The 26,377-nt window shown below is 68.5% G+C and carries 21 protein-coding genes; 10 read left to right on the forward strand and 11 right to left on the reverse strand.

Annotation, left to right across the window (positions count from 1 at the left end):
- Positions 1-4: 4 nt before the first annotated feature.
- Genes ABE957_RS12385 through ABE957_RS12400 form a run of 4 tightly spaced genes read right to left on the reverse strand, consistent with a single transcriptional unit; the run spans position 5 to position 5,540 of the window.
- Positions 5-2,887, reverse strand: coding sequence for an ATP-binding protein (locus ABE957_RS12385; RefSeq protein WP_349758996.1), 2,883 nt, complete (start codon positions 2,885-2,887; stop codon positions 5-7).
- Positions 2,888-2,893: 6 nt separating this feature from the next.
- Positions 2,894-3,103, reverse strand: a complete 210-nt coding sequence (locus tag ABE957_RS12390) for a hypothetical protein (RefSeq protein WP_108446602.1) — start codon at positions 3,101-3,103, stop codon at positions 2,894-2,896.
- Positions 3,100-5,169: a 3'-5' exonuclease gene (locus ABE957_RS12395; protein WP_349758997.1), complete on the reverse strand. Its 2,070-nt coding sequence runs from the start codon at positions 5,167-5,169 to the stop codon at positions 3,100-3,102. Before ABE957_RS12395 ends, ABE957_RS12390 begins: the two co-directional genes overlap by 4 nt.
- Positions 5,169-5,540, reverse strand: a complete 372-nt coding sequence (locus ABE957_RS12400; protein ID WP_349758998.1) for a response regulator transcription factor — start codon at positions 5,538-5,540, stop codon at positions 5,169-5,171. Before ABE957_RS12400 ends, ABE957_RS12395 begins: the two co-directional genes overlap by 1 nt.
- Before the next feature lie 209 nt (positions 5,541-5,749).
- On the opposite strand from ABE957_RS12400, the gene ABE957_RS12405 reads away from it, so the two are divergent.
- Complete coding sequence (locus ABE957_RS12405) at positions 5,750-6,427, forward strand: glutathione S-transferase family protein (protein ID WP_349758999.1); 678 nt, start codon at positions 5,750-5,752, stop codon at positions 6,425-6,427.
- Positions 6,428-6,545: 118 nt separating this feature from the next.
- On the forward strand, positions 6,546-7,469 hold the full coding sequence (locus tag ABE957_RS12410) for a sulfurtransferase (RefSeq protein WP_349759000.1): 924 nt from the start codon (positions 6,546-6,548) through the stop codon (positions 7,467-7,469).
- A 122-nt stretch (positions 7,470-7,591) separates the two neighbouring features.
- Here ABE957_RS12410 and ABE957_RS12415 read toward each other — a convergent pair whose 3' ends face one another.
- Both ABE957_RS12415 and ABE957_RS12420 read right to left on the reverse strand, forming a co-directional pair.
- Entirely contained in the window at positions 7,592-7,861 is a 270-nt protein-coding gene (locus tag ABE957_RS12415; RefSeq protein WP_349759001.1) for a hypothetical protein, read from the reverse strand.
- Positions 7,862-7,914: 53 nt separating this feature from the next.
- Positions 7,915-8,673, reverse strand: coding sequence for a YdcF family protein (locus ABE957_RS12420; RefSeq protein ID WP_349759002.1), 759 nt, complete (start codon positions 8,671-8,673; stop codon positions 7,915-7,917).
- Positions 8,674-9,265: 592 nt separating this feature from the next.
- On the opposite strand from ABE957_RS12420, the gene ABE957_RS12425 reads away from it, so the two are divergent.
- Complete coding sequence (locus ABE957_RS12425; protein ID WP_349759003.1) at positions 9,266-9,622, forward strand: hypothetical protein; 357 nt, start codon at positions 9,266-9,268, stop codon at positions 9,620-9,622.
- Between the two features lie 251 nt (positions 9,623-9,873).
- Here the strand turns inward: ABE957_RS12425 and nth are convergent, their stop codons facing one another.
- The 3 genes from nth to metG all read right to left on the reverse strand — a co-directional run bounded on the left by nth (position 9,874) and on the right by metG (position 13,431).
- Complete coding sequence (gene nth, locus ABE957_RS12430; protein WP_349759004.1) at positions 9,874-10,509, reverse strand: endonuclease III; 636 nt, start codon at positions 10,507-10,509, stop codon at positions 9,874-9,876.
- 75 nt (positions 10,510-10,584) lie between these two features.
- Positions 10,585-11,388: an electron transport complex subunit RsxB gene (rsxB, locus tag ABE957_RS12435; RefSeq protein WP_349759005.1), complete on the reverse strand. Its 804-nt coding sequence runs from the start codon at positions 11,386-11,388 to the stop codon at positions 10,585-10,587.
- 6 nt (positions 11,389-11,394) lie between these two features.
- A complete protein-coding gene (gene metG, locus ABE957_RS12440) occupies positions 11,395-13,431 on the reverse strand; it encodes a methionine--tRNA ligase (RefSeq protein ID WP_349759006.1) in 2,037 nt (678 codons plus the stop codon).
- 357 nt (positions 13,432-13,788) lie between these two features.
- Here metG and ABE957_RS12445 point away from each other — a divergent pair, with 357 nt between their 5' ends.
- Positions 13,789-14,058 carry a hypothetical protein gene (locus tag ABE957_RS12445; protein WP_349759007.1) on the forward strand — a complete coding sequence of 90 codons (270 nt, stop codon included), beginning with the start codon at positions 13,789-13,791 and terminating at the stop codon, positions 14,056-14,058.
- 264 nt (positions 14,059-14,322) lie between these two features.
- Positions 14,323-15,021: a TVP38/TMEM64 family protein gene (locus ABE957_RS12450; protein WP_349759008.1), complete on the forward strand. Its 699-nt coding sequence runs from the start codon at positions 14,323-14,325 to the stop codon at positions 15,019-15,021.
- Positions 15,022-15,085: 64 nt separating this feature from the next.
- Here the strand turns inward: ABE957_RS12450 and thiI are convergent, their stop codons facing one another.
- Positions 15,086-16,567: a tRNA uracil 4-sulfurtransferase ThiI gene (gene thiI, locus ABE957_RS12455; RefSeq protein WP_349759009.1), complete on the reverse strand. Its 1,482-nt coding sequence runs from the start codon at positions 16,565-16,567 to the stop codon at positions 15,086-15,088.
- A 146-nt stretch (positions 16,568-16,713) separates the two neighbouring features.
- Positions 16,714-16,995: a hypothetical protein gene (locus tag ABE957_RS12460; protein WP_138179719.1), complete on the reverse strand. Its 282-nt coding sequence runs from the start codon at positions 16,993-16,995 to the stop codon at positions 16,714-16,716.
- Positions 16,996-17,427: 432 nt separating this feature from the next.
- On the opposite strand from ABE957_RS12460, the gene ABE957_RS12465 reads away from it, so the two are divergent.
- The 5 genes from ABE957_RS12465 to ABE957_RS12485 form a co-directional block, all read left to right on the forward strand.
- Positions 17,428-19,653, forward strand: coding sequence for a TolC family outer membrane protein (locus ABE957_RS12465; RefSeq protein WP_349759010.1), 2,226 nt, complete (start codon positions 17,428-17,430; stop codon positions 19,651-19,653).
- An 86-nt stretch (positions 19,654-19,739) separates the two neighbouring features.
- Complete coding sequence (locus ABE957_RS12470; protein WP_349759011.1) at positions 19,740-21,911, forward strand: type I secretion system permease/ATPase; 2,172 nt, start codon at positions 19,740-19,742, stop codon at positions 21,909-21,911.
- A complete protein-coding gene (locus ABE957_RS12475; RefSeq protein ID WP_349759012.1) occupies positions 21,911-23,338 on the forward strand; it encodes an HlyD family type I secretion periplasmic adaptor subunit in 1,428 nt (475 codons plus the stop codon). Before ABE957_RS12470 ends, ABE957_RS12475 begins: the two co-directional genes overlap by 1 nt.
- Positions 23,338-23,943 (forward strand): response regulator transcription factor, encoded by a 606-nt coding sequence (locus ABE957_RS12480; RefSeq protein ID WP_349759013.1) that lies wholly within the window; start codon positions 23,338-23,340, stop codon positions 23,941-23,943. Before ABE957_RS12475 ends, ABE957_RS12480 begins: the two co-directional genes overlap by 1 nt.
- Before the next feature lie 181 nt (positions 23,944-24,124).
- Positions 24,125-26,377, forward strand: a 2,253-nt coding sequence (locus ABE957_RS12485; protein WP_349759014.1) for a retention module-containing protein, incomplete at its 3' end; no start/stop codon positions are given.

Raw genomic sequence — 26,377 nt, forward strand, 5'->3', positions numbered from 1 at the left:
CGGTTCACTCCCCGTCGCGCTCGCCGGCCGAGTCCTGGTGCGCTTCGGCGGAGTCCCGCCGGGGCCTCTCGTCGGGCTTCCCTTTAAGATTTTCTCCGGGCGTTACACCGAGCTTTTCACCGGGCGCTTCACCTGCCTCTTCACGAAGTGAGGGGTCCTCGGCCGGCGCCTCGGGGAGCTCCATCACCAGGCAGGCGCCGCCCAGCCGGCTTGCCTCCTCGATCCACAGTCGCCCGCCCAGGTGGGCGACGATGCCGCGGCTGATGGGTAGGCCGAGCCCGCTGCCGCGCGGGCGTCCGCGCGTCTCGCCGCTCTCCTGGTGCTGGATCTGGTGGAACTTCTCGAAGACCCGCTCGCGCTCGTCGGGGGCGATGCCGGGGCCGTTGTCCTCGACGGCGAGGCGATAGTGATTCTTGTGGCGCGCCAGGCGCAGCAGCACCCGGGGATCGTCGTCGGCGGCGAACTTGCCGGCGTTGTCGAGCAGATTGATGATCACCTGCTCGAGGCGGTCGGCATCGCCGACCACCCAGGCGGCCTCGGGTTCGATCGCCACCTCGAGGGTGACCCCGCGCTCCTCCTGGAGCCGCTGCACCGCCTCGACGCTCTGGCGGGTCAGCGCCACCAGGTCGAGGCGGGTCGGCGACAGGGTCAGGCGGCCGCTCTCGAGCCGTGCCAGGTCGAGGATCTCCTCGATCAGCCGCGACAGGCGCTGGCTCTCGCGCACCACCACGTCGAGGAAGTGCTCGCGCTTCTCGTCGGGCAGCGCCCGGTTGTCGCGCAGGATCTCGGCGAAGGCGCGGATCGAGGTGAGCGGCGTGCGCAGCTCGTGACTGACCATGGCCACGAACTCGTCCTTGAGGCGGTCGAGCTCGCGCAGCCGCGCATTGGCCGCGCGCAGCTCCTCGCTGGCGCGGGCCAGCTCGCGGGACTGCTGCTCGAGGCGGCGGTTCATCTCGAGGGTCTCGGAGGTTGTGTCGAGGATCCGCAGGATCGCTTCCAGGTCCGGCGCCTCGCCGCGCGCCACCGAGTCGATCAGCACCCGGGCCGAGGCGCTGCCCAGCGACCCGGCCAGGGCCTGCTCGGCCCGCAGCGTCAGCGCCGCGGGGGCCGGCTGGTCGTCATCGGCCTCATCGGCCTCGCCGGGATGAGCGGCGAAGACCCGCCGGCTGGCGGCCTCGCCCAGGTAGCGGTCGAGCAGGGCGCGCAGCTCGCCGCGGGTGGTCTGACCCTGCCACAGCGAGGCCGGCACCAGGCCCTGGGGCATGGTCTCGGTGAACAGCGCCGCCTGGGTCTGCTCCAGGGCCGAGGGGCGGGTGAAGAGCGACACGCCCACCAGCAGGCCGACGTTGGCGACGAGGCTCCAGAGCAGCGAGTGGGTGTAGATGTCCCAGCCCTCGAGTCCGAACAGCGCATAGGGGCGCAGCCAGGCGATGCCCCAGGGACCGGTGGCGAGAAAGCCCGAGTCCAGCCAGCCGGACTGGGCGAAGCCCGGGATCAGCAGGGTCCAGGCCCAGACCACAAAGCCCGCGCCCATGCCCAGCGCCGCGCCGCGACGGCGGGCGCCGCGCCAGTAGAGGCCGATCAGCAGCGCCGGGGCGAACTGGCTCGCCGCAGCGAAGGAGACCAGGCCGATGGTCACCAGGCTGTAGGTCTCGCCGATCAGTGCATGATAGAGGTAGCCGAGCAGCAGTATGCCAAGGATGCTGACGCGGCGGATGCCCAGCAGCCAGCCGGCGAGCTCCCCCCGGGTGCTCAGGTGCAGGCGCCTGGAGCGCAGCAGCAGCGGCATCACCAGCTGGTTGCTGACCATGGTCGACAGGGCGATGGTCTCGACGATCATCATGCCGGTGGCGGCCGAGAGACCGCCGATGAAGACCAGCAGCGGCAGGGCCTCGAGCCCGGCGGAGAGCGGCAGGGTCAGCACGAAGCTGTCGGGGTCGCCGCCGTCCAGCAGCAGCCCGGCCAGGGCGATGGGGATCACGAACAGATTGATCACCAGCAGGTAGAGCGGGAAGAGCCAGCTGGCGCGCTTGATATGGCGCTCGTCGACGTTCTCGACCACCAGCACCTGGAACTGGCGGGGCAGGGTGAGGAAGGCGAGAAAGGCCAGCACCAGCATGCCTACCCAGCCCAGCGCCCCGCCGGGCACCGATTCCAGGCCCAGCAGCCGGGTGAGCTCGGCGCGTTCGCCCGCCTGGGCGAAGAGGTCGGTGGGCCCATTGAAGAGCACGAAGACGGTGAAGATCCCCACCGCGAGGAAGGCCGCGAGCTTGACCAGCGACTCGAAGGCGATGGCGGCGACCATGCCCTCGTGGCGCTCGCTGGCGTCCAGGTGGCGGGTGCCGAAGAGGATGATGAAGACCGCCAGCACCAGCGCGACCCAGAACGACCGGTCGCTCCAGAAGCGCTCGTCGGCCAGCGGCAGGTCGGCGGCCTGGGGGTAGTTGACCAGCACGGCATGGCTGACGGTGATCGCCTTGAGCTGCAGGGCGATGTAGGGGGTGATGCCGATCAGGGCGATCAGCGCGACCAGCGCCCCGAGGCTCGAACTCTTGCCGTAGCGGGCGCTGATGAAGTCGGCGATGGAGGTGAGGCGCTGGGCGCGGGCGATGCGCACCATCTTGCCGATCACGAAGGGCGCCATCAGCATAGCCAGTGTCGGACCCAGGTAGATCAGCAGGAAGCTGGGGCCGAACTGGGCCGCACGCCCGACGCTGCCGTAGAAGGTCCAGGCGGTGCAGTAGACGGCGATGGAGAGCGCGTAGACCGTGGGGGAGCCGATCAGCGAACGACCCTGGGCGGCGCGGCGATCGCCCCAGGCGGCGATGACGAAGAGCAGCGCCAGGTAGCCGAAGGCGAGCACCACCACCATGGGGCCGCCGGTCATCGCCCGTCACTCCGCATCCCGTCCCTCCTCATCGCGACGCTCCATCAGCCAGGCCATCAGGCCGATCACCGCACCCCAGGCGAGGAAGACGTAGGGCACCAGCCGGCTCACGCCGCCCGCCGAGGAGGCGGCGATCAGCACCAGCGGCGGCGAGAAGAGCAGCGCCGCCAGCACGATCAGGGCGATCAGGCGCTCTTTGCGGCGAGGCGTGTTCACGAGGCGTAGGCGTCCTCCCGGTCGAGGGCACTGGCCTGGAGGGCCAGCACCTGCTCCAGGGTCTCGATGCCCCTGGCCTCCAGGCGCGGCAGCAGCGCGAGCCACAGCTCCGCTGTGACCCGCGCATCGCCCAGGGCGGTGTGGCGGGTGCCGGGCGGGAAGCTCAGGTCGTAGCGGTCGGCCAGGCTGTCCAGGTCGTGACCGTCGAGGCTCTCGTCCAGCGCGCGGGACAGCAGCAGGGTGTCGAGCACCGGAATGTCGAAGCTGACGCCGCCCCCGGGCGGCTGGATGGCCAGCAGGTCGAAGGCCGCGTTGTGGGCGAGGATCACCGCCTCACCGATGTAGTCGCGAAAGCGCGGCAGGGCCACGGAGAGCGGCGGGGCGCCGGCGACGTCGTCGTCGGTGATGCCGTGGATGGCGGTGCTGGCCGGGGGGATGGGGCGCTCGGGATCGACGCGCAGGTCGAAGACGTCGTCGGCCAGCAGCCGGGCATTCACGATGCGACAGGCCCCGATGCTCACCACGGTGTCGCCCCGGCGCAGCTCCAGGCCGGTGGTCTCGGTGTCGAAGGCGACCACGTCGAGGGTGCGCAGGGGGCGTGCCGCCAGCTCGGCGTCCGGCGGGGGCATCTCGGCGATGCCGAAGTCGTGGAACTCCGGGCGCGGCGGGGTGCGCGGGCGCGGCGGGGCGACCCGGTCAGCCGCCGGCAGCGGCAGGCGCAGCCGGGCATGCAGGCCGTCGTCGTCGGCCAGGCTCCAGGCGTCGCTGCCGTGCTGGCGCAGCACGTCGGCGACGCGGGGCGCGAAGGGCAGGGCGTCCAGTCGCTCGCCGAGCCACGCCTCGAGCTGGGACTCGCCGAGCACCCCACCTCGCCAGACCAGGTCCAGGTAGACCCGCCGGTTGCCCAGGCACACCTCGCCCTCGAGCTCCTCCCGACCCGCGTGGCTCGCCAGCCGTGGCAGCAGCGAGTCGAGCAGCGCCAGCAGCGCCGGGGCATCGGCCTTGAGCCAGGCGGGCATGCCGATGGGCATGATCGTGACGCCGTTCCTGCCGTGGCGGGCGGCGAGCGACGCCCAGAGGTCGTTGGACCACAGGTCGACCAGCCGCTCGCCCTGGCGGTGCATCTCCTCCATCACCCGGCCCATCTGCTCGAGCTGCTGCGCCAGCGCCCGGCCCTCCTCGTCGATCACCGCCTCCAGCCGCTGGCCCAGCTCGCCGGTCGGTGTGGCCGTGCGCACGCCGATCAGGGCGTCGGCGGCGCTGCACAGGCTCGCGCTGTGGCGGCGCAGGGGCGGCAGCATCTCGGCCAGCTCGGCGCGGGCGCCCATCTCGCTGGACCAAGCCGCGGTGGTGTCGGTGAGGGTCAGCAGGGTCTCCTGATGGCTATGGGGAACGCGGCGCAGCACCGCGTGCAGCCAGCGCTCGTCGCAGGGCACCAGGATCTCCCGGGGCGCCCCGTCGTCGGGCAGCTCGCCCAAGGCGCCCTCGAGGCTCGCGATCGGCAGCAGGGCGTCGAGCCGCTTGCCGAGCCCAAGGCCCGGGTGGCCCTCGAAGAGCGTCTCGGCGGCCTGGTTGAAGAGCAGCAGCCGACGATGGTGATCGCAGAGCAGCAGCGGCGTATCGAGCACCTGGAGCAGGGTCTCGAGCTCCTGGCGCACTCGGGTCGCACTGAGTGCCCCCTCGGCATGGGCGGTGGCCAGGCGCTCGCGGTCTGCGCGCCAGGCCTCGCGAACGCGCATCAGGTCGGGGCCGAGGCCCTTGAGCCATCCCTCGGGCGGATAGTCCTGGCGGGCATCGGGCTTGGCCACCAGGCGAGCCAGCTGCACCTGCAGGTGGCGCAGCGGGGTGAACAGCTGACGCTCGAGCAGCAGGCCGACCAGGAAGATGGTACCGCCGCCGGAGAGGCAGCCGAGCCACAGCCAGACTCGCGCCATGCCGGTGAGCCCGGCCAGACCGTCGAGCCACAGGGCGAAGACGGTGCCGCCGAAGATGCTGACGCCGCTGAGCAGCAGCCACAGGCCGATCAGCCGCTGGCGACGGGGCAGGCCCTTGCTGCGCCGGGCCATCAGGGGGCCTCGGCGAGCAGCGACTTGACCTTCTCGACCAGCGCCTGGGTCGAGAAGGGCTTGGTGACGTAGTCGTCGGCGCCCAGGGCGAGGCCTTTCTCGCGCTCTACCTCGCGGCCGTGGGCGGTGAGCATGACGATCGGCAGCCGCGCGTGGGTCGGATCGGCGCGCAGGCGCTCGAGGACATCGAATCCGCTGATGCCCGGCAGGCTGATGTCGAGCAGCAGCAGGTCGGGGGCTGCCTCGGCGATGCGCGAAAGGGCGCTCTCGCCGTCCTCGGCGGTGTCCACCTCGAAGCCGGCCTGCTGCATCAGGAACTCCAGGGACAGGACGATGTTGGGTTCATCATCCACCACCAGCACCTTGGCCATGGTGCCCTCCTTGATATGTGTGAAGACTCTGCCGTGCGACCGCTCGGCGTGTGCGGTCTTGCATGCCTGCGTTCATGCAGCGTTACCGATCAGTTTAGTGACCGCCCGAAGGCTGGCAAAGACGACCTTGGCAGGAGACGACCCGGCGCGGCGTGCTAGGGTGGCGGGGATCACCCCGGCCATCCGGGGCAGGCACCAAGGAGACTGGCATGATCACGGTTCATCACCTGGAGAACTCCCGCTCGCAGCGGGTCGTGTGGCTGCTCGAGGAGCTGGCCGTCGACTACGAGATCGTCACCTACCGGCGCGACGCGCGCACGATGCTGGCCCCCGCCTCGCTGCGCGAGGTGCATCCGCTGGGCAAGTCGCCGGTGATCACCGACGAGGCGCGAGGCGGCCGGGCGGTGGCGGAGTCGGGGGCGATCCTCGAGTACCTGGTCGAGCGCTTCGAGGCGCAGGACGCCCTGGTGCCGCCGGCGGGCAGCGAGGCGCGCGAGCGCTACCGCTTCTGGCTCCACCATGCGGAGGGCTCGGCGATGCCGCCCCTGGTGATGCGGCTGGTATTTGCCAGCCTCGGCAGGCCGCCGGTGCCGGCACTGGCCAGGCCGATCGGCCGGCTGTTCGCCCGGGGCGTGGAACAGCAGTTCCTCGCGCCGCAGATCCGCCAGCTGAGCGACTATTGGGAGGCCGAACTCGAGCGTGGGCCCTGGTTCGCCGGGGAGGCCTTCAGCGCGGCGGATATCCAGATGAGCTTCCCGCTGCTGGCGCTGGAGGCCGGCGGCGGCCTGGCCGACCACCCGCGGCTGCGCGCCTTCCTGGCGGCCTGTCGCGAGCGGCCCGCCTATCGTCGCACGGTCGAGGCGGTGGGAGAGTTCTCGCTGCCGTGAACGCTCTTATGACCTTTTTCCAGGAGCTTCTGATCATTCATTCTATTTGTTCATATTGTGGTCGCCGATCATGCCCGGATAATGAGCTCATCTATATCCGAGTAAAGAGGTCGGGAATATGATCAAGTCCGTGTTCATGGGGCTGGGCCTGGCGATGGCAACGTCCCCGGCGATTGCCGCCGATGTCGAGCCGCTGGTCGAGGCTGGCTGGCTCGCCGAGCGGCTCGGTGGCGAGGATCTCGTGGTGCTCGACGTGCGGTCGGGGATCGACGACGGCGGTGATCGCGGCAGCTTCGAGGCCGCGCACATCCCTGGCAGTGTCTATAGCAGCTACACCGAGGCCGGCTGGCGCGAGACCCGAAACGACGTCGCCGGCCTGCTGCCCTCGGTGTCGAGCCTCGAGTCGCTGATCGGCGGGCTCGGCATCGATAACGACGATACCGTGGTCATCGTGCCCGCCGGCACCGGCGCTACCGATTTCGGCAGCGCCGCCCGGGTCTACTGGACCTTCAAGGTGCTGGGGCACGATGAGGTGGCGATCCTCGATGGCGGCTTCGCCGGCTGGCAGGCCCAGGAGCAGGAGGTCGCCAGCGGCGCGACCCCGCCCCCCGATGCCGCCGACTTCCGGGGCGAGCTTGATACGACGCTGATCGCCACCACCGAGGAGGTGCAGGCCGCCCGCGAGACCCAGGCGCAGCTGGTGGACGCCCGGCCGGCGGACTACTTCCGCGGCGAGACCCAGTCGCCCGCGGCCACGGCACCCGGGACCATTCCCGGCGCCCGCAACCTGCCTTTCCACCGCCTGCTGACCCAGCGCCAGCAGGCCTGGTACCTGGACAGTGAGGTGCTCGGCACGCGCATCAACGCCGCCGAGCTGGATCGCGAGGTGCCCACCGTGGCCTTCTGCAACACCGGTCACTGGGCGGCCATCGACTGGTTCGTGCTCAGCGAGGTGGCGGGCTTCGATCAGGTTCGCCTCTATGACGGTTCGATGGCCGAGTGGACCCGGGGCGAGGATCTCCCGCTGGCGCTGGCCGAGTAGGGACGCGACGCGCCATCTCCACGGGGCGCATGCGCCCCATGACATCCGCCGCGGCCTCGCCGCGGCGGATGTCGTGGTGATATCGCCATGAGGGCGTTTCGCTCAGCTCAGCTCAGTTCCGTTCAGTCCCGAGGCCCATCGACCTTCGGCCCCAGCGGCCCCAGCCACAGCCAGACCTGCAGGATCACCAGCACCGGCAGCAGCCAGACCGGCGCGCCGGTCACCGCGTTCAGCACCAGATGGAGGAAGAAGGCCGTGATGCCGGCGGTGAGGCCCACCAGCGGGAAGCGCAGGGGGCGCTCGCGGCCCGGCAGGCGGGAGAGGCGGAACAGCGTGCCGACCACGGTGCCGAAGACGGCGGACAGGCTCAGGGGAAGCAGAAGGTCCAGCATGTCGAGTCTCTTGTCGGGGAGAGTGGGCCAAAAGCAGGGGGCAGTGCGCGGGGTCATTCGCCACGGCGCAGCAGTCGCTCGCGCAGGGCCAGTTCGGCGCGTCCCAGCCATTCATGCAGCGCGCGCGTGCTCTGGTGGAGATGGTAGGCGCGGGGCAGCCAGTCGTCGGTGCCGCCGGTCGGCGGGCTTGCAAACTCGGTCGGAGCGGGCGTCACGTCGAGCCCTGCCCGTTCAAACTCGGCCATCGCCCGGGGCAGGTGCCAGGCCTGGGAGACCAGCGCGACGTGCTCGATCCCGTCCGCGCCGAGCATCTCGGCGGTGTAGCGGGCATTCTCCGCGGTATCGCCGCTGCGCCCCTCCATCCATCGCACCGGCACCTCGAACACCTCGCGCAGCGCCGCGGCCATCAGGCTCGCCTCGGCGCTGTGTTCGTCATGACCTCGGCCGCCGCTGACCAGGATCGGCAGCGCGGTCTGACGGTGCAGGTAGGCGCCATAGGCCAGCCGCCGCCAGCTGGCATTGGCCGGGGCGTCGCCCCAGCCAAACTCCGGGGCGTCAACGTCGCGACCGCCTCCCAGGATGACGATGGCCTGGGCCTCGCGCAGCTGGCTCGGACCGACCAGCGCCGCTGGCTCGAGGCCCTGGCGCAGGGCATAGCTGGCCATCGGCGTGGCGAGCACCAGCAGCCCGCCCAGGCCCAGCACCACCAGCAGGCCTCCCAGCAGACGCATCCGCGACCACAGTGCCATCCCCAGTAGCGTCAGCAGTCCATTGGCCAGCGGGGGAAGTAACAGATACTTGAGCATCGCCATGGCGGTAGAGGCCTCGTGTCGTCCGTCATTCGCGGTGCCGCCCACCCTAGCAGAGCGCCTCACTAAACGCTTGCTGGGGTTCCGGTTACTCCAGTCACATCCCCATCGATCGTTTTGCGGCGCCAGGCAGCGTGAGATCAACGAGCATGCTCACGGCCCGATACGACAGCGCTTCTCCGGGGCAACGCACGTGCGCCCCCTCGCCGATGTCGAGCGGCGCAAGGTGATCCAGACACCGAGGAATCGCTTTCAGAAGCGGCTGCGCGACCGGACAGCGTTTCGGGTGTTGCAGGGTGTGTTGCAGGTGCGCTTGATCCCCTTGGTGCCGCGCAGGCGACTTGAATTCTGACTGAGAAGTCAGGACGATGCTTTTGTCTATTCGTAAAATCAAATGGATAAAAGCACGTTAAAAGCCCGCTCTCGCTGCGGTCTTTGCCAGGTCAGCTTTGTGCCAAGTCAGCTCTGTGCGCGAAGCGGCAGGTACCCTGTGACGCAGGCCGGCCAGGGCTGACGGCGCGTTCGGCCCAAAGCGTTGAACCGACGCTGCCGGTATCCTTACAACGCTAGACGTTATCCAATCAGGAGAGCCTTGATGACTCTGTCCAAGATGACCCGCACCGCCTTTCTTGCCGCCCTTGTGACCATGGGGGCGGGAACAACCGGCGCCATGGCCGCTTCTAGTGCGGATGAGCTTCGCGCAGCGCTGGTTGGCAATACCTTCCAGGGTGGGATGGGAGGTGGCGTCTATACCAGCTACTTCGCCGAGGACGGCACGTACGTGGATGCCGCCGGCGGTGGTACCTACGAGATCACCGAAGAGGGCGTCTGCTATCCCGGCACGGATTTCGGCTGCTATGGCGCCCAGATCGACGGTAACCAGCTGGAGTGGTTCCAGAATGGCGAAAGCGTCGGCAGCGGCGTGATCGAGCAGGGCAATACCCTCGAGTGATCGCCACCGCGCGCAATCGACACGCGTGATGTTGCTCGTCCAAGGGCGAGCTTCACTTCCGCGCCGTCAGCCTTCGACGCCGCGCCGTCCGTACGGTACTCGCCGCTCCCCGGTGCCCTTTCGGCGACCGGGTCTACAGACTGTGACCCGGAGGCCATACGTCAGATCGACGAGGGACATCGGCAGCAGAATCGCGTCATCGATCGATTCCCTCCGGCGTGGGCGGTCGATGTGACCTGCCGCTCCATGCCCTAGAGGTCGATCTTGTCCTTGAACTCGCAGAGATCCTCGATGACGCAGCTGCCGCAGCGAGGCTTGCGGGCCAGACAGGTGTAGCGTCCGTGCAGGATCAGCCAGTGGTGGGCATCCTGGCGAAACTCTCTGGGCACATGGCGCAGCAGCTTCTGCTCGACCTCGACCACGTCCTTGCCCTTGGCGATCCCGGTGCGGTTGGAGACGCGGAAGATATGGGTGTCCACGGCGATGGTGGGCTCGCCGAAGGCGGTGTTGAGCACCACGTTGGCGGTCTTGCGCCCCACGCCCGGCAGCGCCTCCAGGGCCTGGCGGGTGCGCGGCACCTCGCCCGCGTGCTGCTCGACCAGGATCCGGCAGGCCTTCATCAGGTTCTCGGCCTTGGTGTTGTAGAGGCCGATGGTGCGGATGTGCTCCTTCAGGCCGTCGAGGCCCAGGTCGAGGATCGCCTGGGGCGTGTTGGCCGCCGGGAAGAGCCGAGCCGTGGCCTTGTTGACGCCCACGTCGGTGGCCTGGGCCGAGAGCAGCACCGCGGCGAGCAGCTCGAAGGGGCTAGACCAGTGAAGCTCGGTGGTCGGCTCGGGGTTGTGCTCGCGCAGCCGCGCGAAGATCTCGTGGCGTTTCTGGGTGTTCATGGCAGTCCCTGGCAAGAGCGGGGGGCGGCAGTTGCCGGATAAGCCCCACGCGATGGTGCGGGAAGGTGTCTGGTGTCATTCTGCCGCGGCGGGTTGCTCCAGCGTCCTGCGGGCATCGTCGAGCAGCCGCTGGGCGGCGTCGACCTGGTGGCGTGCCGCCTCCTGGGTGGCCGCGTCGCCCTGGCGCTCGGCATGGGCCAGCTGCTGGCGGGCCCGGCGCAGCGCCTGCTCCGCCGCCTTGACGGCCATCTGCCGCTGGCGATGCGGCGTGGGGCCGGCCGCCGCCGTGCCCGCCGAGCGCTGGCGCTGTTGGATCAGCCGCTTCTGGCGCTCCAGGCGCTTCTCGCGCGCCTGTCGGGCCAGGCGCTGCTCGCGGGCGCGATGGCGACGTCGGCCCAGCGTGGCGCGGCGCGCCAGGTAGGCCTCGCGCGCCGCATCGTTCTTGGCGGCTTCCCAGGCGGGATGGGGCAGCAGGTCGATGCAGTCCACGGGGCAGGGCGCCACGCAGAGCTCGCAGCCGGTGCACTCGTCGGCGATGACCGTGTGCATCCGCTTCGAGGCGCCGAGGATGGCGTCCACCGGACAGGCCTGGATGCACTTGGTGCAGCCGATGCACTCGTCCTCACGGATCCAGGCCACCAGCGGCGACTGGGCCGGTTCGGCGAGCGGCAGGCGCGCGCGGCCGGTCAGCTTGGCCAGCCGGTCCACCGTCGCCTCCCCACCGGGCGGACAGCGGTTGATCGCCTCGCCGTCGACGATCGCCTCGGCGTAGGGGCGACAGCCGGGCTGGCCGCATTTGCCGCACTGGGTCTGGGGCAGCAGGGCGTCGACCGCCTCGATCAGCTCGGCCCGCGAGGCGTCAGCGGTTCGCGTCGCCACGGTCGCTCAGCTGACCCGCTGGCCCGGCTCGGCGCCGGAGTCGGGGCTGAGCAGATAGATGCCCTCGTCGTTGCCGGAGGCGAGCACCATGCCCTCGGAGACGCCGAAGCGCATCTTGCGCGGGGCCAGGTTGGCCACCATCACGGTCAGGCGGCCCTCCAGGGCCTCGGGCGCGTAGGCGGCGCGAATGCCGGCGAACACGGTGCGGCTCTCGCCGCCCAGGTCCAGGGTCAGCTTGAGCAGCTTGTCGGCCTTCTCGACGTACTCGGCCTTGGCGATGCGGGCGATGCGCAGATCGACCTTGGCGAAGTCGTCGAAGGCGATCTCGTCGGCGATCGGCGCCTCGGCCAGGGGGCCCTTGGCGGCCTCCTTCAGTTTCTGCTCTTCCACCAGATCCTCCTTCGACGCGGCCATCATGGCGTCGATCTTCTCCCGCTCCACGCGGGTCATCAGCGGCTTGAACTTGGCGATCTCGTGATCCACCAGCAGGGCGTGGCGGCTGTGCCAGTCGAGGCTCTCGAGCTTGAGGAAGTCGCGGGCCTGGTCGGCCATCACCGGCACCACCGGAGCCAGGTAGACCATCAGCTGGCGAAACAGGTTGATGCCCACCGAACAGATGTCGAGCACCTCCTGCTCGCGGCCCTCCTGCTTGGCCAGTACCCACGGCTCGGCCTCGGCGATGTAGGTGTTGGCCTCGTCGGCCAGCTCCATGATGCGGCGCATGGCGCGGCCGAATTCGCGTGCCTCGAACTCCTCGGCGATCTCATCACCGACGGCGATGAAGCGCGCGACCATCTCGGGCTCGCTGCAGTGGGCGGCGAGTTGGCCACCGCCGAGCTTCTTGACGAAGCCGGCGCAGCGGCTGGCGATGTTGACCACCTTGCCGACCAGGTCGCTGTTCACCCTGGCGGCGAAGTCCTCGAGGTTGAGGTCCAGGTCGTCGACCCGCGAGGTGAGCTTGGCGGCGAAGTAGTAGCGCAGGTACTCGGGGTTCAGGTGGTCGGCGTAGGTGGCCGCCTTGATGAAGGTGCCCCGGGATTTGGACATCTTGGCGCCGTTGACCGTCACGAACCCGTGGCAGTTCACGGCTGTGGGGGTGCGGAAGTCGGCCCCGTGCAGCATGGCCGGCCAGAACAATGCGTGGAAGTAGACGATGTCCTTGCCGATGAAGTGATAGATCTCGGCGTCGGAGCCGGGCGACCAGTACGTATCGAAGTCCAGTCCCTCGCGTTCGCAGAGGTTCTGGAAGCTCGCCAGGTAACCGATCGGCGCGTCGAGCCAGACGTAGAAGTACTTGCCCGGCGCATCGGGGATCTCGAAACCGAAGTAGGGGGCGTCGCGGGAGATGTCCCACTCGTTGAAGCCAGACTCGAACCACTCCATCAGCTTGTTGCGGATCTGCGGCTGGACGTGATCGTCGTCGATCCAGGCCTTCAGGAAGTCGGCAAAGTCCGGCAGCTTGAAGAAGTAGTGGGTGGAGCTTCTCACCTCGGGGGTGGCGCCGGAGATCGCCGAGACCGGATCGATCAGCTCCGCCGGCGTGTAGGTGGCTCCGCACGCCTCGCAGTTGTCGCCGTACTGATCCTCGGTTCTGCACTTAGGGCAGGTGCCCTTGATGAAGCGATCGGCCAGGAATAGCCCCTTGGCCGGGTCGTACATCTGCTCGATGTCGCGGGTGGCGATGTGCCCCTTGTCGCGCAGCCGGGTATAGATCAGCTCGCTGAAGTGGCGGTTCTCCACGGAGTGCGTCGAGTGATAGTTGTCGAAGGCCACCCCGAAGCGGGAGAAATCGGTCTGGTGAGCGCGCGAGACGCGCTCGATCAGCGCCTCCGAGGTGATGCCTTCCTGCTCGGCCCGCAGCATGATCGCGGTGCCATGCGCATCGTCGGCGCAGACGTAGTGGCACTCATGGCCGCGGCTTTTCTGGAAGCGCACCCAGATGTCGGTCTGGATGTACTCCAGCAGGTGGCCCAGGTGGATGTCGCCGTTGGCGTAGGGCAGGGCGCTGGTGACCAGGATCTTGCGCGGGGCGGTATTCGACATGGTGGCTCAGAGGTTCCCGTAAGCGTGGTAGATGGCGGCCGACTCGACGCCGGGGCGAAGTCGAGGCTGCCATGCGACATATCCGTGAAATCAGGGCTGGGATTGTAGCATCTTCATCCCCCGCTGCACCCGCCCGGCGGTCGGCCATCGGGAGCCGTCGACGTCCGTCGTGTCGCGTGCTGGGGACGGGGCCCTGGCTTGTCGTCGCCGGCGGGCGACGTTTGGCACGGCTCGATGACTCGGGTAGAGTCCCCTCTCCGACGGCGGGGCCCCAGTGGATGGAGTGGCCTGCCGACGGACTCATCAGCCTGACGTCACCTTCGGTGGACCCCAACGTTCTTCACGGAGGTATCTCCCATGGCATTTCGCCGTATCCTGCCCGTCATGGGTTTTCTCGCGCTGCTCACCGGTTGCGCCGGCGGGGCCATCGCCCCGAACTATACCAGCGAGAATCCCGACATCATGCGCATCGGCAACGAGCGTCCCGCCGATCCCCAGGTGACCACCGAGAGCCTCGGTTCATACTGCGTCAAGGTCACCGAGACCTGGAGTGAGCAGGGCGAGACGCCTGACGGCCAGACGCTCTGGGCCCTGAGCACCCAGCGCAAGGTGGTGCCCTGTAACTGAGATCGGCGTGCCGATCGACCCATGAGGGTTCGGGCCCGGTGCATGACGCACCGGGCCCTTTGTCGTGCGCCCATGGCACCGGGCTAGACTGAAGGAGAAGGCCCGTGACAACTCCCGATACCGGGTTGCCAGGCTGACATTCCTGGAGGTTCACGCGAGCGGGAGCACACCCGGCGACGGGGATGGCGACATGATCGATGGCCGGTGTCGGCACGCGACCAGGTTCGTCACACGACGTCTGACCCACGGGCAAGGGAAGGCACTATGAGAATCGAGCCGCGGCATGGGAAGCAGGCGCTGCTGGCACTGATGGTGCTGGCGGGGCTGGTGGCGTTGGGGGTCTGGGTCTATCAGGCGGGCTGGATCGATCCCGTTCGCCTGGAGCGCTTAGGCTTGAGACTGGGGCCCTGGGGGCCGCCGATGCTGGCGGGCGTGATGGCGCTCACGGTGGTGGTCGGCCCCATCCCCACCATGGTGGTCAGCGTGGCGGCGGGCATGATCTATGATCCCGTGCTGGCCTTTCTGCTCAGCATGGCCGGGGCCCTGACGGGCGCCGGCCTGAGCTTCTGGATCGCCCGGCTGGTGGGTCGGCCGGTCATCGAGCGGCTCCTGCATGGACATGTCGCCCTGTTTCCCGAGTGTCCGCAGCACATCCTCTTCAGCATGGTGCTCGTGGCCCGGCTGATTCCCGTCGTCTCCTTCGCACTGATCAGCTATGCGTCGGGGCTCACGGCCCTCACCACGGGCCGCTTCCTGGTGGCGACGGCACTCGGCATGGCGCCGATGACCCTGATCTACGTGCTGGCCGGGAAGGGGATTGCCATCGACAGCGGCTGGGCGATGGCGGTGGGACTGGCGGTGGTCTGCCTGCTGGTCGCGCTGCCGAAGATGGTCGATGCCGGCTGGATACCGCTGCCGGCGAGCTGGCGCGCCTTCGTCGACCATCTTAGGCATCCCCACTAACCCTCTTAACGAGCCCTTCCCGAACGCCATCCCCGACCGCGGCCACGCGGTCGGGGATGGCGGTTCAGCCCGTCGCCGCGCGGCGATAGACCCCGAAGTGATCTAGCCCCCGGTCGGCCAGGTGCAGCGCCTGCATGCGACTCATCACGCCCTGCTCACAGTAGAGCAGGTACTCGCGGTCGGCGGGCAGGTGCTGTGCCTGGTCCTGGAGCTCGTAGAAGGGGATCTCCAGGCAGGGCACGTCGGGAAGCGACAGCGGTGCTTCCTCGCATTCGTCGGGCCGTCGGATGTCGATCACGCTGACCGCCGGCATCTCGGCGAGCCGCGCCGGATCATCGACGACGGTTACCTCGCCGGGCTCGCGCGGCTTCTCTCCCAGCCGATTGGCTCGGGTCACGGTGGCGGCGTCGACGGCGGCCTCCAGTACCGAGAAGTCGAAGGCGGCCTCGGCGGCCAGCACCTTGTCGGTGGGGGCGCGGGTGTGGGGCCGCCGCGAGATGACCCCGCAGTACTCCGGCATCTGCTCGGCGAAGCGGGCGGTATCGATGCGGCGGGCCGTGTCGATGATCTCCTGCTTGTCCTCGGTGACCAGCGGACGCAGGATCGGCCGCTCGCTGGCGGCATCGATCAGCGCCAGGTTGGTGAGCGTCTGGCTGGAGACCTGGGCGATGGCGTCGCCGGTGACCAGCATCGGGATGTTCGCACGGGCCGCGATGCGGCTGGCCACGCGCACCATCATGCGCTTGAGGATCACGCCCATCAGGCCGTCGGGAATGCTGCGCAGGATCTCGGCGACCACGCCCTCGAAGGGCACCGAGGTGAAGTCGACGTTGTGCGAGGCGCTGTAGCGTTGCCAGAGGTGATGGGTCACCTCCTTGACGCCCGCCTCGTGGGCTGGCCCGCCCAGGTTGAAGAACAGATAGTGCGTCTTGATGCCGCGGCGCAGCATGCGCCAGGCGGCGACCGGAGAATCGAAGCCCCCCGAGACCAGCGCCAGGGCCTCGCCCTGCACGCCCAGCGGGTAGCCCCCGAGGCCGGGGCGGCGCGAGCGGATCAGCTGCAGTCGCTGGCCGGTCAGCTCCACCGACACCACCACCTCGGGATGCTTCAGATCGACCCGCGCCGAGGGTTCGGCCGCCAGCAGGGCGCTGCCGAGGTGGCGCTCCAGATCCACCGACGAGAAGGCATGCTCGCCGCGCCGCTTGGCGCGGACGCGAAACCGGCGCCCGGCGATCGCCGGCGCCCAGTGGGGCACGATCCACTCGGCGGCCTCATCGAGGGAGCCGCAGGAGACCTCCTGCGTCGCCAGCACCTCGTGGATGCCGGGGATTCGCGTCAGGCTCTCTTCCAGCTCGCGTTCCCGTTCGGGGGGCAGCGTCTGTGGGAAGCTGACGCGCAGGGCGTCCCAGCTGGCCTTCACGCGCACACCGGATTCCAGCAGGCGCAGGGTATTGCGCACGTTACTGGCCAGGCAGCGAGTCATGTGTTGACGAACGGAGCGGGACTTGATGGTGATTTCGGGGTGGAGCTTGAGCAGATAGGTCATTCGAAGGGAGCAGCAGTGACGATGTGGCCGGCATTCTACCAATGACGTGCTTCGCCCGCACGGCGTCGTCTCGTGCGGGGTGCCTGTCGGCCGCGCCCGGCACGAGGGCCGGGCGCGATCACGAAGACACCGTCAGGCGACAGGGCTCAGTAGAGCGCCTGCTCCTCCCGGGCGACTTCCTTGAGCAGCTCCAGGAAGAGCCGGTCGGCTTCCGAGTGCTCGGTGGGATCCTCGGGGATGTGCACGCTGGTCGTCTCGGAGATCTCGTTGGCGATCCGTGCCATCACGTCGCCGTCGCCCGGTTCGGTGAGCTGGCGCCGGGTAATGTCCAGTGACTGCTCGAGAATCTTCGGATCCTGCAGAAGTTTCTTGATGAAGCCCCGCAGTTCGTTGATCACGCGGGTCTTCTGGATTTCCGATGAGGCCATGACGTTCTCCTTGGTGTAACCACGCCGTTTCGGGGATGGGCAGACGATACCACGTTTGCCGCCGTGCGTGCCGCGAGAGCGCCTGTGCTCGCGCCCGCCCCTTGCTGCCTGGCCATGGCATGCCTCCCCGCCGCTCAGTCGAAAGGTGGACAAATTCCGCGACTCAGTTACTATTGATTACAAATGGACACATCATGCAAAGGCATGAAGCGTTTGACGCTGTCCCTATCCCATTCTTCTGACTTTGATCGGCTCACGCCTCTGGCAGCTGACATCGATGGTAGGAGGGTGGCTGAGACCTGCGACTGACGAAAGGCTTCAGTCGTCCTGCCGTCAGGCTGGTCAACGCCGCTGAGACAGGAACATCATCTCATCGCCCGGCAGACCGGCCCGCTCCACGGACACGCCGCTGCTCTTCGAAAGGGAATGCCCATGAAATTCACCGCCGATCCCGTGCCACTCGTCCACGCCCGCCGTCTCGTAGGCTCCGTCGTCGTGGGCGCATCCCTGGCGCTTGCGCCGATCGCCGCGGCGGTCGCCCAGTCGCTGCCCCAGGGCCTGGCGGCCCCGGGGAACACCGACCTGCGTCAGGTCGTGCAGCAGGCGATCTCGACCAATCCCGAGGTCATGGCGGCCTGGAACGGCTTCCAGGCGGCCGGTAACGACATCGGCGTGGCGCGGGGCAACTATCTGCCCAGCGTCGACATGGCGGCGGGCATTGGCCTGGAGGATCGCCAGCTCGATGAGCGTGGCAGCTACGACACCAGCTACGCCGAGCTGACCATCACCCAGATGCTCTGGGACGGCCTGGCCACCAGCAGCGAGGTCGAGCGCCTCGATCGCGCCGAGCTGGTGCGCTACTACGAGCTGCTGGGGGCGAGCGAGGGGGTGGCCCTCGAGGCGACCCGCGCTTACCTTGACGTGCAGCGCCGCCGTGAACTGGTGCGCCTGGCCCAGGACAACTACCGCGAGCACCTGCGGGTCTACAACCAGATCGAGGCGCGGGCGATGTCGGGGGCGGGGCGCCGCGTCGACCTGGAGCAGATCAGCGGTCGTCTGGCGCTGGCCGAGTCCAACCTGCTGACCGAGGCCTCCAACCTGCACGACGTGACGGCGCGCTTCCAGCGCATCGTCGGCGACCTGCCGGCCGAGACCCTGGCGCCGGTACCGGAGATGGACGAGCGCCTGCCGGCGGATGTCGGCCGGGCCCTCGACCTGGCCTTCCAGGGCAATCCCGAGTTCCACGCCGCCATCGAGAACATCGAGGCCTCCCGCGCCGAGCAGCGCGGGACCCGCTCGGCCTTCCAGCCGCGCCTTGATCTGCGCGGCCGCACCGGCACCTACGAGAACAACGACGGCAACTACGACGTGGTGGCCGATGGCGAACATCGGGATCGCCACAGCATCGAGCTGGTGGCCAGCATGAACCTCTATCGCGGCGGCAGCGACCGGGCCTCCTTCCTGGCCGCCAGCGAGCGGGTCGAGCAGGCCGTCAACCTGCGCGAGAAGGCCTGCGTCGACGTGCGCCAGACCACCCAGATCGCCTACAACGATACCCAGCGCCTGCGTGAGCAGCTGCGCTACCTCAACGAGCATCGCCAGTCGATCGACCGCGTCCGCGGCGCCTATCAGCAGCAGTTCGATATCGGCCAGCGCACTCTGCTCGATGTCCTGGACAGCGAGAACGAGTACTTCGAGGCGAGCCGCGCCTATGCCAATGCTCGCTATGACGTGGCGCTGGCCGATGCCCGCACCCTGGTCGCCATGGGCCAGCTGATGCAGGCGCTACAGGTGCGTCGCGACGACATGCCGACGCTGGCCGAACTGGGCAGCGACGGGGTGGCGATCAATCCCGACGTGATCTGCCCCGCTCAGGGCCCCCAGGGCTTCACCCTGGCCGACTTCACCGGCGGCATCGAGGCGCCGGCTCGGGTACCGGACGTGACCCTTTCCGCCGATGCCCTGTTCGAGATCAACAGCGCGGAGCTGAGCGGCGATGCTCGAGCCGAACTCGATGCGCTGGCCGGCGAGATTCGCGGCATGAACAACCTGGCCCGGGTGTTCATCGCCGGCCATGCCGACATCACCGGCAGTGACGCCATCAACGACCCGCTCTCCCAGGCGCGCGCCGACAGCGTGGCGCGCCACCTGGTCAGCCAGGGGGTCGAGCGGGGGCTGATCGAGACTCGCGGCTTCGGTTCCCGCCAGCCGGTGGCGAGCAACGCCAGCGTGGATGGACGCCGCCAGAACCGTCGCGTCGAGGTGACCCTGGAGCGCGTCGGCGAGAACCTGGATCTGAGCGGTCGCGCCCTCAAGCTTGACCAGCAAGCGCCGGTCATGGCCGACCGCCTCGGGACGGACTGGCGCGCTGCGTCGGTCGACCTCTATAGCGAGGTGGAGGCCCGCATCGCCGAGCCGGTGACGCTGGCCCGCCGCGAGGGCGCCTTCCTGCAGGTGGCTGCCCTATCGAGCGAGGCGCGAGCCAACGGCCTCGGGCAGCGCCTGGAAAGCGAATTTGACCTTCCCGTCCGGCTGGACTCCGCCGGCACGCTGCACCGCGTTCAGCTCGGCCCGATCGTTGATCGCGCCGCGATCGCGTCGCTGCGTCAGCGGCTCGAAGCCATGGGCTTCGCCGGCAGCTATGCGGTGCGCGGCTGACCGGACGGTAAGCGGGCAGGCACGGCCTGTCGGCATGCTTCGCCCCATCGTGATCGCGATGGGGCGACTCCACGTATGAGGTGGCTGTGTCGCAGAAAGAAGAGCTGGATCCGGGCCCGGGGCCCTCTCGGTCGGCGGTGCATGACGAGTTGCTCGAATGCCTGCAGACCATCGCGCAGGTGCATGATCGCTCGGCCACGGCCGAGTCGCTGATCGCCGGCCTGCCCCTCGAGCAGGGGCGGCTGACGCCCGGCGTTTTCGCCCGCGCCGCGTCTCGCGCCGGGCTCACCGCGCGGATCACCGAGAGCCGCCTGGTACAGCTCAACCCCGCTCTGTTCCCCGCCGTGCTGCTGCTCGAGCCGGGGCGTGCCTGCGTGCTGGTGGCCCTGGATCTGAAGGCGCGCCGTGCGCGGGTGATCTTTCCCGAGCTCGGCGATGCCGAAGCCGAGGTGAGCCTGGATGGCCTGCAGCAGAGCTACAGCGGCCAGGCAATCTACGTGCGTCCGCGCTTTCGGTTCGATGCCCGCGGGCCCGAGGTCAACCGGCAGCGCTCGCGCCACTGGTTCTGGGGCGTGGTCCGTGAGAATCGCAAGCTCTATCGCGACGTCATCGCGGGCTCGGTGGTGATCAACCTCTTCGCGGTGGCGATGCCGCTGTTCGTGCTCAACGTCTACGACCGGGTGGTGCCGAACCACGCCACCGAGACGCTCTGGGTGCTGGCGGCGGGGATCTTCATCGTGCTCTGTTTCGATCTGGTCCTGCGCCTGATGCGCAACGCCTTCGTCGACCTGGCGGCCAGTCGGGCCGACGTCAAGCTGTCGTCGTCGATCATGGCCAGGGTACTGGGGTTGCGCATGGAGGCGCGGCCAGCGTCCACCGGCTCCTTCGCGGCCACCCTGCAGTCCTTCGAGTCGGTGCGGGCCTTCATCGGCTCGGCGACCGTGGTGGCCCTGGTCGACCTGCCCTTCGTGCTGATGTTCGTGGGCATCATCGCGCTGATCGGCCCGCCGCTGGTGATTCCACTGCTGATCGGCATCGTCTTCGTGCTGCTCTATGCCATGGCCGCCCAGGGCAAGCTCCATGAGCTCTCCGAGACCACCTGGCGGGTGGGGGCCCAGCGCAACGCCACCCTGGTCGAATCGCTCTCCAGCCTGGAAACGGTCAAGTCGCTGCGCGCCGAGAGCCGCATTCAGGGCAGCTGGGAGAAGGCCTCGGCCTTCCTGTCGCGCACCTCCGCCCAGCTGCGCCTGGTCAGCTCCTCGGTCTCGAGCGTGGCGCTCTGGGCCCAGCACAGCGTGGCGGTGTGCGTGATCATCATCGGTGTCTACCAGATCATCGAGGGCAACCTGACCCAGGGCGGGCTGATCGCCGCCTACCTGCTGTCGTCGCGGGCCATGGCGCCGATCAGCCAGGCCGCGGCGCTGCTGGCGCAGTATCACCAGTCCTCCACGGCGCTGCAGTCGCTCGACGCGGTGATGGAGCGCCCGGTGGAACGACCCGATGGCAAGGTCTTCATCGACCGCCCGGTGTTGCGCGGCGAGATTCGTTTCGACAAGGTCTCGCTGCGCTATCCCGAGGCGGAGCGCGATGCCCTGCGCGACGTCTCGTTGACCATCGAGCCGGGCGAGCGGGTGGCGCTCTTGGGACGCGTGGGCTGTGGCAAGACCACGCTCAACAAGCTGCTGCTGGGGCTCTATCAGCCCACGGCGGGCGCGGTGATGATCGATGACGTGGACATCCGCCAGTTCGATCCCCTGCAGCTGCGCCGCCATATCGGCTACGTGGCCCAGGACGTCAGCTTGTTCTACGGCTCGCTGCGCGACAACATCCTCGCCGGGGGAGGCAGCGATGGCGTGGATGACGAGGCGCTGCTGCGAGCGATCAAGCTGAGCGGCCTCGACGGCCTGGTCAACGGCCACCCCCAGGGCGTCGACCTGCCGGTGGGCGAGCGCGGCCAGATGCTCTCCGGTGGCCAGCGCCAGGCCGTGGCCATCGCCCGGGCGATGGTCCACGATCCGCGCATCCTGCTGCTCGACGAGCCGACCAGCGCCATGGATCACGCCAGCGAGGAGGCCTTCAAGGCCAACCTCAAGGCCTACGGCCAGGGCAAGACCCTGGTGATCGTCACCCACCGGACCTCGCTGCTGTCGCTGGTCGACCGCATCCTGGTCATCGATGCCGGCAAGGTGGTCGCCGATGGGCCGCGGGACAAGGTGGTGGAGGCCCTGCGCAAGGGGCAGATCGGGAGGGCCAGCTGATGGCCGAGTCCCGCAAGAGCGCCGAGCAGCAGGGCTTCGAGGCCATCGGCCGTTTCTCCGAGACGGGCGGACGACCGTTTCGCCCCTTCATCGACCGACTCTTCGCCCGTCGCGTGAGCGCGGCGCACCTGAATCGCGACTGGGCGAGCGACGCCGACTGGGCCCGCCTGCAGCAGGATCCGATCCGGGCCCGGGCCTTTCTCTATGTGGTGGTGCTGGCCGTGGCGGCCCTGTTGGTCTGGGCCTGGCTGGCGCCCATCGACGAGGTGACGCGCGGCACGGGGCGGGTGATCCCCTCCAGCCAGCTGCAGCGAGTGCAGTCCTTCGATGGCGGGGTGGTACAGGAGATCCTGGTGCGCGAGGGCGAACGCGTCGAGGCCGGCGAACTGCTGATGCGCATCGATCCCACGCGGTTCCTGTCCAGTTTTCGCGAGAACCGTGCCACGGCGCAGTCACTGCAGGCGCGTGCGGAGCGCCTGAGGGCGCTGGCTACCGGGTCGCCGTTCACGCCCTCGGAGGCGCTGTCCGAGAAGGCCCCGGCGATCGTGGCCCAGGAGCGTGCGCTCTACGCGAGCGGCCTCGACAAGCTCTCCGAGGAGCAGAGCATCCTCGAGGAGCGGCTCGCCCAGCGGCGCGCCGAACTCGACGAGGCCCAGTCGCGTCGGGATACCGCGGCTCGGGAGCTGGGCATGGCCAGTCAGGAGCTCAACCTTACGCGGCCCCTGCTGCAGTCCGGCGCCGTCTCCGAGGTCGAGGTGCTGCGACTGCGGCGCGAGGTGTCACGAGCCAGCGGCGAGCGCACCCAGGCGGCCGCCCAGGTGGAGCGCCTGCAGTCGGCGATCGATGAGGCCCAGGCCCAGCTTCGTGAAGTGGAGTTGAACGCCCGCAATGAGTGGCGTACCGAGCTCTCGCGGACCCTTGGCGAGCTGGCGGCGCTCGATGAGTCGAGCGCCGGGCTCGAGGATCGGGTGCGCCTGTCGGAGATCCGCTCGCCGGTCGATGGCGTGGTGCAGCGCCTGGGCATCACGACCCTCGGCGGGGTGGTGCAGCCCGGCCAGGAGGTGGTCGATATCGTGCCCTCTGACGATGCGCTACTGGTGGAGGCGCGCATTGCTCCCCAGGACATCGCCTTCCTGCGGCCTGGCCAGCCGGCGACCATCAAGCTGACCGCCTATGACTTCGCCATCTACGGCGGCCTCGAGGCCGAGCTCGATCACATCAGCGCCGACACCATCACCGATGACGAGGGCAATACCTTCTATCTGGTACGGGTGCGCACGCGGGAGGATGCCCAGCAGCACCGCGAACTGGAGGTGATTCCGGGCATGACGGCCCAGGTGGACATCCTGACCGGCAAGCGCACCGTGATGCAGTACCTGCTCAAGCCCGTGCTGCGGGCCTGGGAGAACTCCATGGGAGAACGATGATGACACAGCTCTTCGTCTGTCACGGGCGTGACGAGATTCCGCGTTGGCGAGGCGCCTTCGGCGAGGCACGTTCCGTCAGTCGTCAGCAGGCCCGCGCCCAGGTCGGGGAGGGCGACAGCGTATGGGTGATGAGCCATATCGAGGCCTGGCCCACCCTGGTCACCCTGCTGAGCGGCCGGGGGGCCATCGTCAAGGTGCTGAGCTATGCGCCCGATTCGCTGGAGGCCCTGAGGGCACTCGACGCCGGCGCCCGCGGCTATGCCCATGCCCTGTCGCCCCCCGAGCTTCTGAGGCAGATGGCGCTGGTGACGAGCCACCGGGGTATCTGGGTGCCACCCGAGCTGCTGGCCCAGGTGATGGGCAGTGCCTACCGGGCCCTCGGTGGGGATTCGCGACAGCAGGATGAGGTTCTCACGGAGTTGACCGATCGCGAGCGGGCCGTGGCGCTGGCTGTCGCGGAAGGGCAGAGCAACAAGGAGGTCGCACGCCGGCTCGAGATCACCGAGCGCACGGTCAAGGCGCACCTCGGCGCCATCTTTCGCAAGCTCGGCGTGCGCGACCGGCTGCAATTGATCCTGAAGCTCGGTCAGCGGGAAACCGCCTGACGCTTGCCATCACTGACGGTTGAGGCCTGATTCGGTCGCCTCGGTGTCATGCCGACGGTCAGCAGGCCGAACCATGGCCATCGGTACAATAGTGTGGCCTTCCCGGCTGCTCTAGTTTCTGAATATCAGCCGTTCTTCCTTGGGCGGCCTCGCACGCGCTTCGTACGCAGGGAGTCGACTCATGACCATCGCTACCATCATCTCCATTACCGGCCAGGCCTGGGCGCGGGATGCGTCGGGCGATCTCCGCGAGCTGCGGGTGGGCGACACCTTGCAGGAGGGCGAGACCCTCGTCACCTCCGACACTGGCCGGGTGATCCTCGACTTCGCCGACGGCCTCGACCCCACCGTGATCGGAGAGGGGCAGGAGGTCGCCATCTCGGCCGATCTCGACGCCGAGCAGCCGGTGGCCGCGGAGGAGGCGAGTGTCCAGGATGAGGATCTGGAGGCGCTGCTGGCGGCTCTCGAGGAGGGCGAGGGCGACCTGCTCGAGGGACTCGATGCCACCGCGGCCGGCGCCGGGGGTGCCGGTGCACCGGGCGGTGGTCATGACTTCGTGCGCCTGGCCCGCATCACCGAGAACGTCGATCCGCTCTCCTTCGAATACGGCTTGAATTCCCTTGGCGCCACCTTCGATACCCAGGATCAGGCGCTCGACCAAGCGCCGGATTCCATCCCGACCGTTGCGACGGCCGATCTCAATGGCGACGGCGATGTCGTGTGGGAATCGGCTCTCTCCGAGGGCAGCGGTGGCGGCACGCTGACGACCTCCGGGGCGCTTCAGATCGATACCGGCAGCGACCTGCTGGCGCTCATCGAAGTGCAGGACGCCGATGGCAACTGGGTCGAGATCCTGGCGGACGGCACCCAGGTGACCGGTGTCTATGGTGTGCTGACGGTGAACACAGACGGCAGCTGGAGCTATACGCTCGACGACAACACCCTCGATCACCAGGTGATCGATGCCGTCGGTACCGCCGATCAGCTGCAGGACCTGTTCGGGGTTCGCGTGACCGACGACGACGGCGATGTCTCGGCGCCCGCGACTCTTTCCATCGACATCAACGACGACGGCCCGGAGGCTCGAAACGACACGGCCGACCTCGTGGAGGACGGTGAGATCAGCGTCGTCAGTGGCAACGTGCTGGTCAATGACGCCGCCGGTGCAGATGCACCGGCGAGCTTCGTGGAGTGGGGCGATAACGGCGCCGCCCTGGCCGAACTGGCGAAATACGGCACCCTGACGCTGGACGCCAATGGCGATTACCGCTTCGAACTGGATAACAGTGACCCTGACGTTCAGGCACTGATCGCCGGTGAAAGCGTCAGCGAGTCACTGACCTACATCATGCGTGATGCTGAAGGTGATACCAGCCAGGCCAATCTGACGCTCACCATCAACGGGGCCGAAGACAGCGCTGGGGTCACCATGGCGGCTCGAGGAACTCCCGGCTTCACCACCGTCTCCGAGGCCGGCCTGTCGCCGGATGGCTCCAACGCAGACGGGGATGGTGAGACCGCCGGCGGCAGCTTCAGCGTGTTCGCCACCGACGGCATCGCCAGCCTCACCCTGGGCGGCCAAACGTTTAGCGTGGACGAGCTCAAGCAGTTCAGTAGCCAGTCTCCGTCGTCGGCGATCGAAACCGGCGAGGGCTCCCTGGTCATCACCGGCTACAGCAGTGATGACGGCGACGTGAACGCCACCATCAGCTACGAGTACACCCTCAAGGAAGCCCAGGATCACAGTGGTCCGGGCAGCGATGAGCGGGTCAGCGACAGCATTGAAGGGTCACTGACCGGAGCCGGCGGCTCAAGTGCCAGCGGTACCCTGACTATAGATATCGTCGACGACGTGCCGAGTGCCGTGGCCGACACCGGTAGTGTGCAGTCCGGCGGCACCCTGACGGTCACGGCCGCGACCGGCCTGCTGGCCAACGACACCCTGGGCGCCGACGGCGCCACGGTCAGCGCCGTGTCTACCGCCGGCACACAAGGCACGCTGGTCTGGAACTCCGATGGCAGCTACACCTACACGGCGGACGCCAACGCCACCTACACGGATGTGTTCACCTACACCATCATCGATGGTGACGGTGATACCGATACCGCCACGCTGACCATCGACGTGACCGACGGCTCGCCGACGGCTCCGCCGGCCGACGTGACCGTCAACGAAGCGGCGCTGGATCTCAACCAGGATGGTGACGATCTGGCGGCCGGCAGCGTGACCGGCAGCGATCCGAGCAGCACCGCCGAGACCATCAGCGGCACGTTGGCGGCCAGCGATCCCAACGGCGACGCGCTGACCTATACCGCCGGTACCTTCTCCGGGACGTACGGCACGCTGACGATCGACGCCGCGGGCAACTACACCTACACGCTGACCGCGCCAGTCGATGGGCCGACGGCGGATAACAGCACCAATACCATCAAC

Origin of the sequence: Halomonas pelophila (assembly GCF_040196315.1) — a bacterium.
Taxonomy (GTDB): domain Bacteria; phylum Pseudomonadota; class Gammaproteobacteria; order Pseudomonadales; family Halomonadaceae; genus Halomonas; species Halomonas pelophila.

What these genes read in the sequence shown, in the direction of transcription:
- ABE957_RS12405 (WP_349758999.1), top strand. Translation starts at nt 5,750, where the DNA reads ATGATCACGGTTCATCACCTGGAGAACTCCCGCTCGCAGCGGGTCGTG.
- ABE957_RS12480 (WP_349759013.1), top strand. Translation starts at nt 23,338, where the DNA reads ATGACACAGCTCTTCGTCTGTCACGGGCGTGACGAGATTCCGCGTTGG.
- ABE957_RS12425 (WP_349759003.1), top strand. Translation starts at nt 9,266, where the DNA reads ATGACTCTGTCCAAGATGACCCGCACCGCCTTTCTTGCCGCCCTTGTG.
- nth (WP_349759004.1), bottom strand. Translation starts at nt 10,509, where the DNA reads ATGAACACCCAGAAACGCCACGAGATCTTCGCGCGGCTGCGCGAGCAC.
- ABE957_RS12445 (WP_349759007.1), top strand. Translation starts at nt 13,789, where the DNA reads ATGGCATTTCGCCGTATCCTGCCCGTCATGGGTTTTCTCGCGCTGCTC.
- metG (WP_349759006.1), bottom strand. Translation starts at nt 13,431, where the DNA reads ATGTCGAATACCGCCCCGCGCAAGATCCTGGTCACCAGCGCCCTGCCC.
- ABE957_RS12450 (WP_349759008.1), top strand. Translation starts at nt 14,323, where the DNA reads ATGAGAATCGAGCCGCGGCATGGGAAGCAGGCGCTGCTGGCACTGATG.
- ABE957_RS12465 (WP_349759010.1), top strand. Translation starts at nt 17,428, where the DNA reads ATGAAATTCACCGCCGATCCCGTGCCACTCGTCCACGCCCGCCGTCTC.
- ABE957_RS12385 (WP_349758996.1), bottom strand. Translation starts at nt 2,887, where the DNA reads ATGACCGGCGGCCCCATGGTGGTGGTGCTCGCCTTCGGCTACCTGGCG.
- ABE957_RS12395 (WP_349758997.1), bottom strand. Translation starts at nt 5,169, where the DNA reads ATGGCCCGGCGCAGCAAGGGCCTGCCCCGTCGCCAGCGGCTGATCGGC.
- ABE957_RS12460 (WP_138179719.1), bottom strand. Translation starts at nt 16,995, where the DNA reads ATGGCCTCATCGGAAATCCAGAAGACCCGCGTGATCAACGAACTGCGG.
- ABE957_RS12420 (WP_349759002.1), bottom strand. Translation starts at nt 8,673, where the DNA reads ATGGCGATGCTCAAGTATCTGTTACTTCCCCCGCTGGCCAATGGACTG.
- ABE957_RS12410 (WP_349759000.1), top strand. Translation starts at nt 6,546, where the DNA reads ATGATCAAGTCCGTGTTCATGGGGCTGGGCCTGGCGATGGCAACGTCC.
- ABE957_RS12400 (WP_349758998.1), bottom strand. Translation starts at nt 5,540, where the DNA reads ATGGCCAAGGTGCTGGTGGTGGATGATGAACCCAACATCGTCCTGTCC.
- ABE957_RS12475 (WP_349759012.1), top strand. Translation starts at nt 21,911, where the DNA reads ATGGCCGAGTCCCGCAAGAGCGCCGAGCAGCAGGGCTTCGAGGCCATC.
- ABE957_RS12415 (WP_349759001.1), bottom strand. Translation starts at nt 7,861, where the DNA reads ATGCTGGACCTTCTGCTTCCCCTGAGCCTGTCCGCCGTCTTCGGCACC.
- thiI (WP_349759009.1), bottom strand. Translation starts at nt 16,567, where the DNA reads ATGACCTATCTGCTCAAGCTCCACCCCGAAATCACCATCAAGTCCCGC.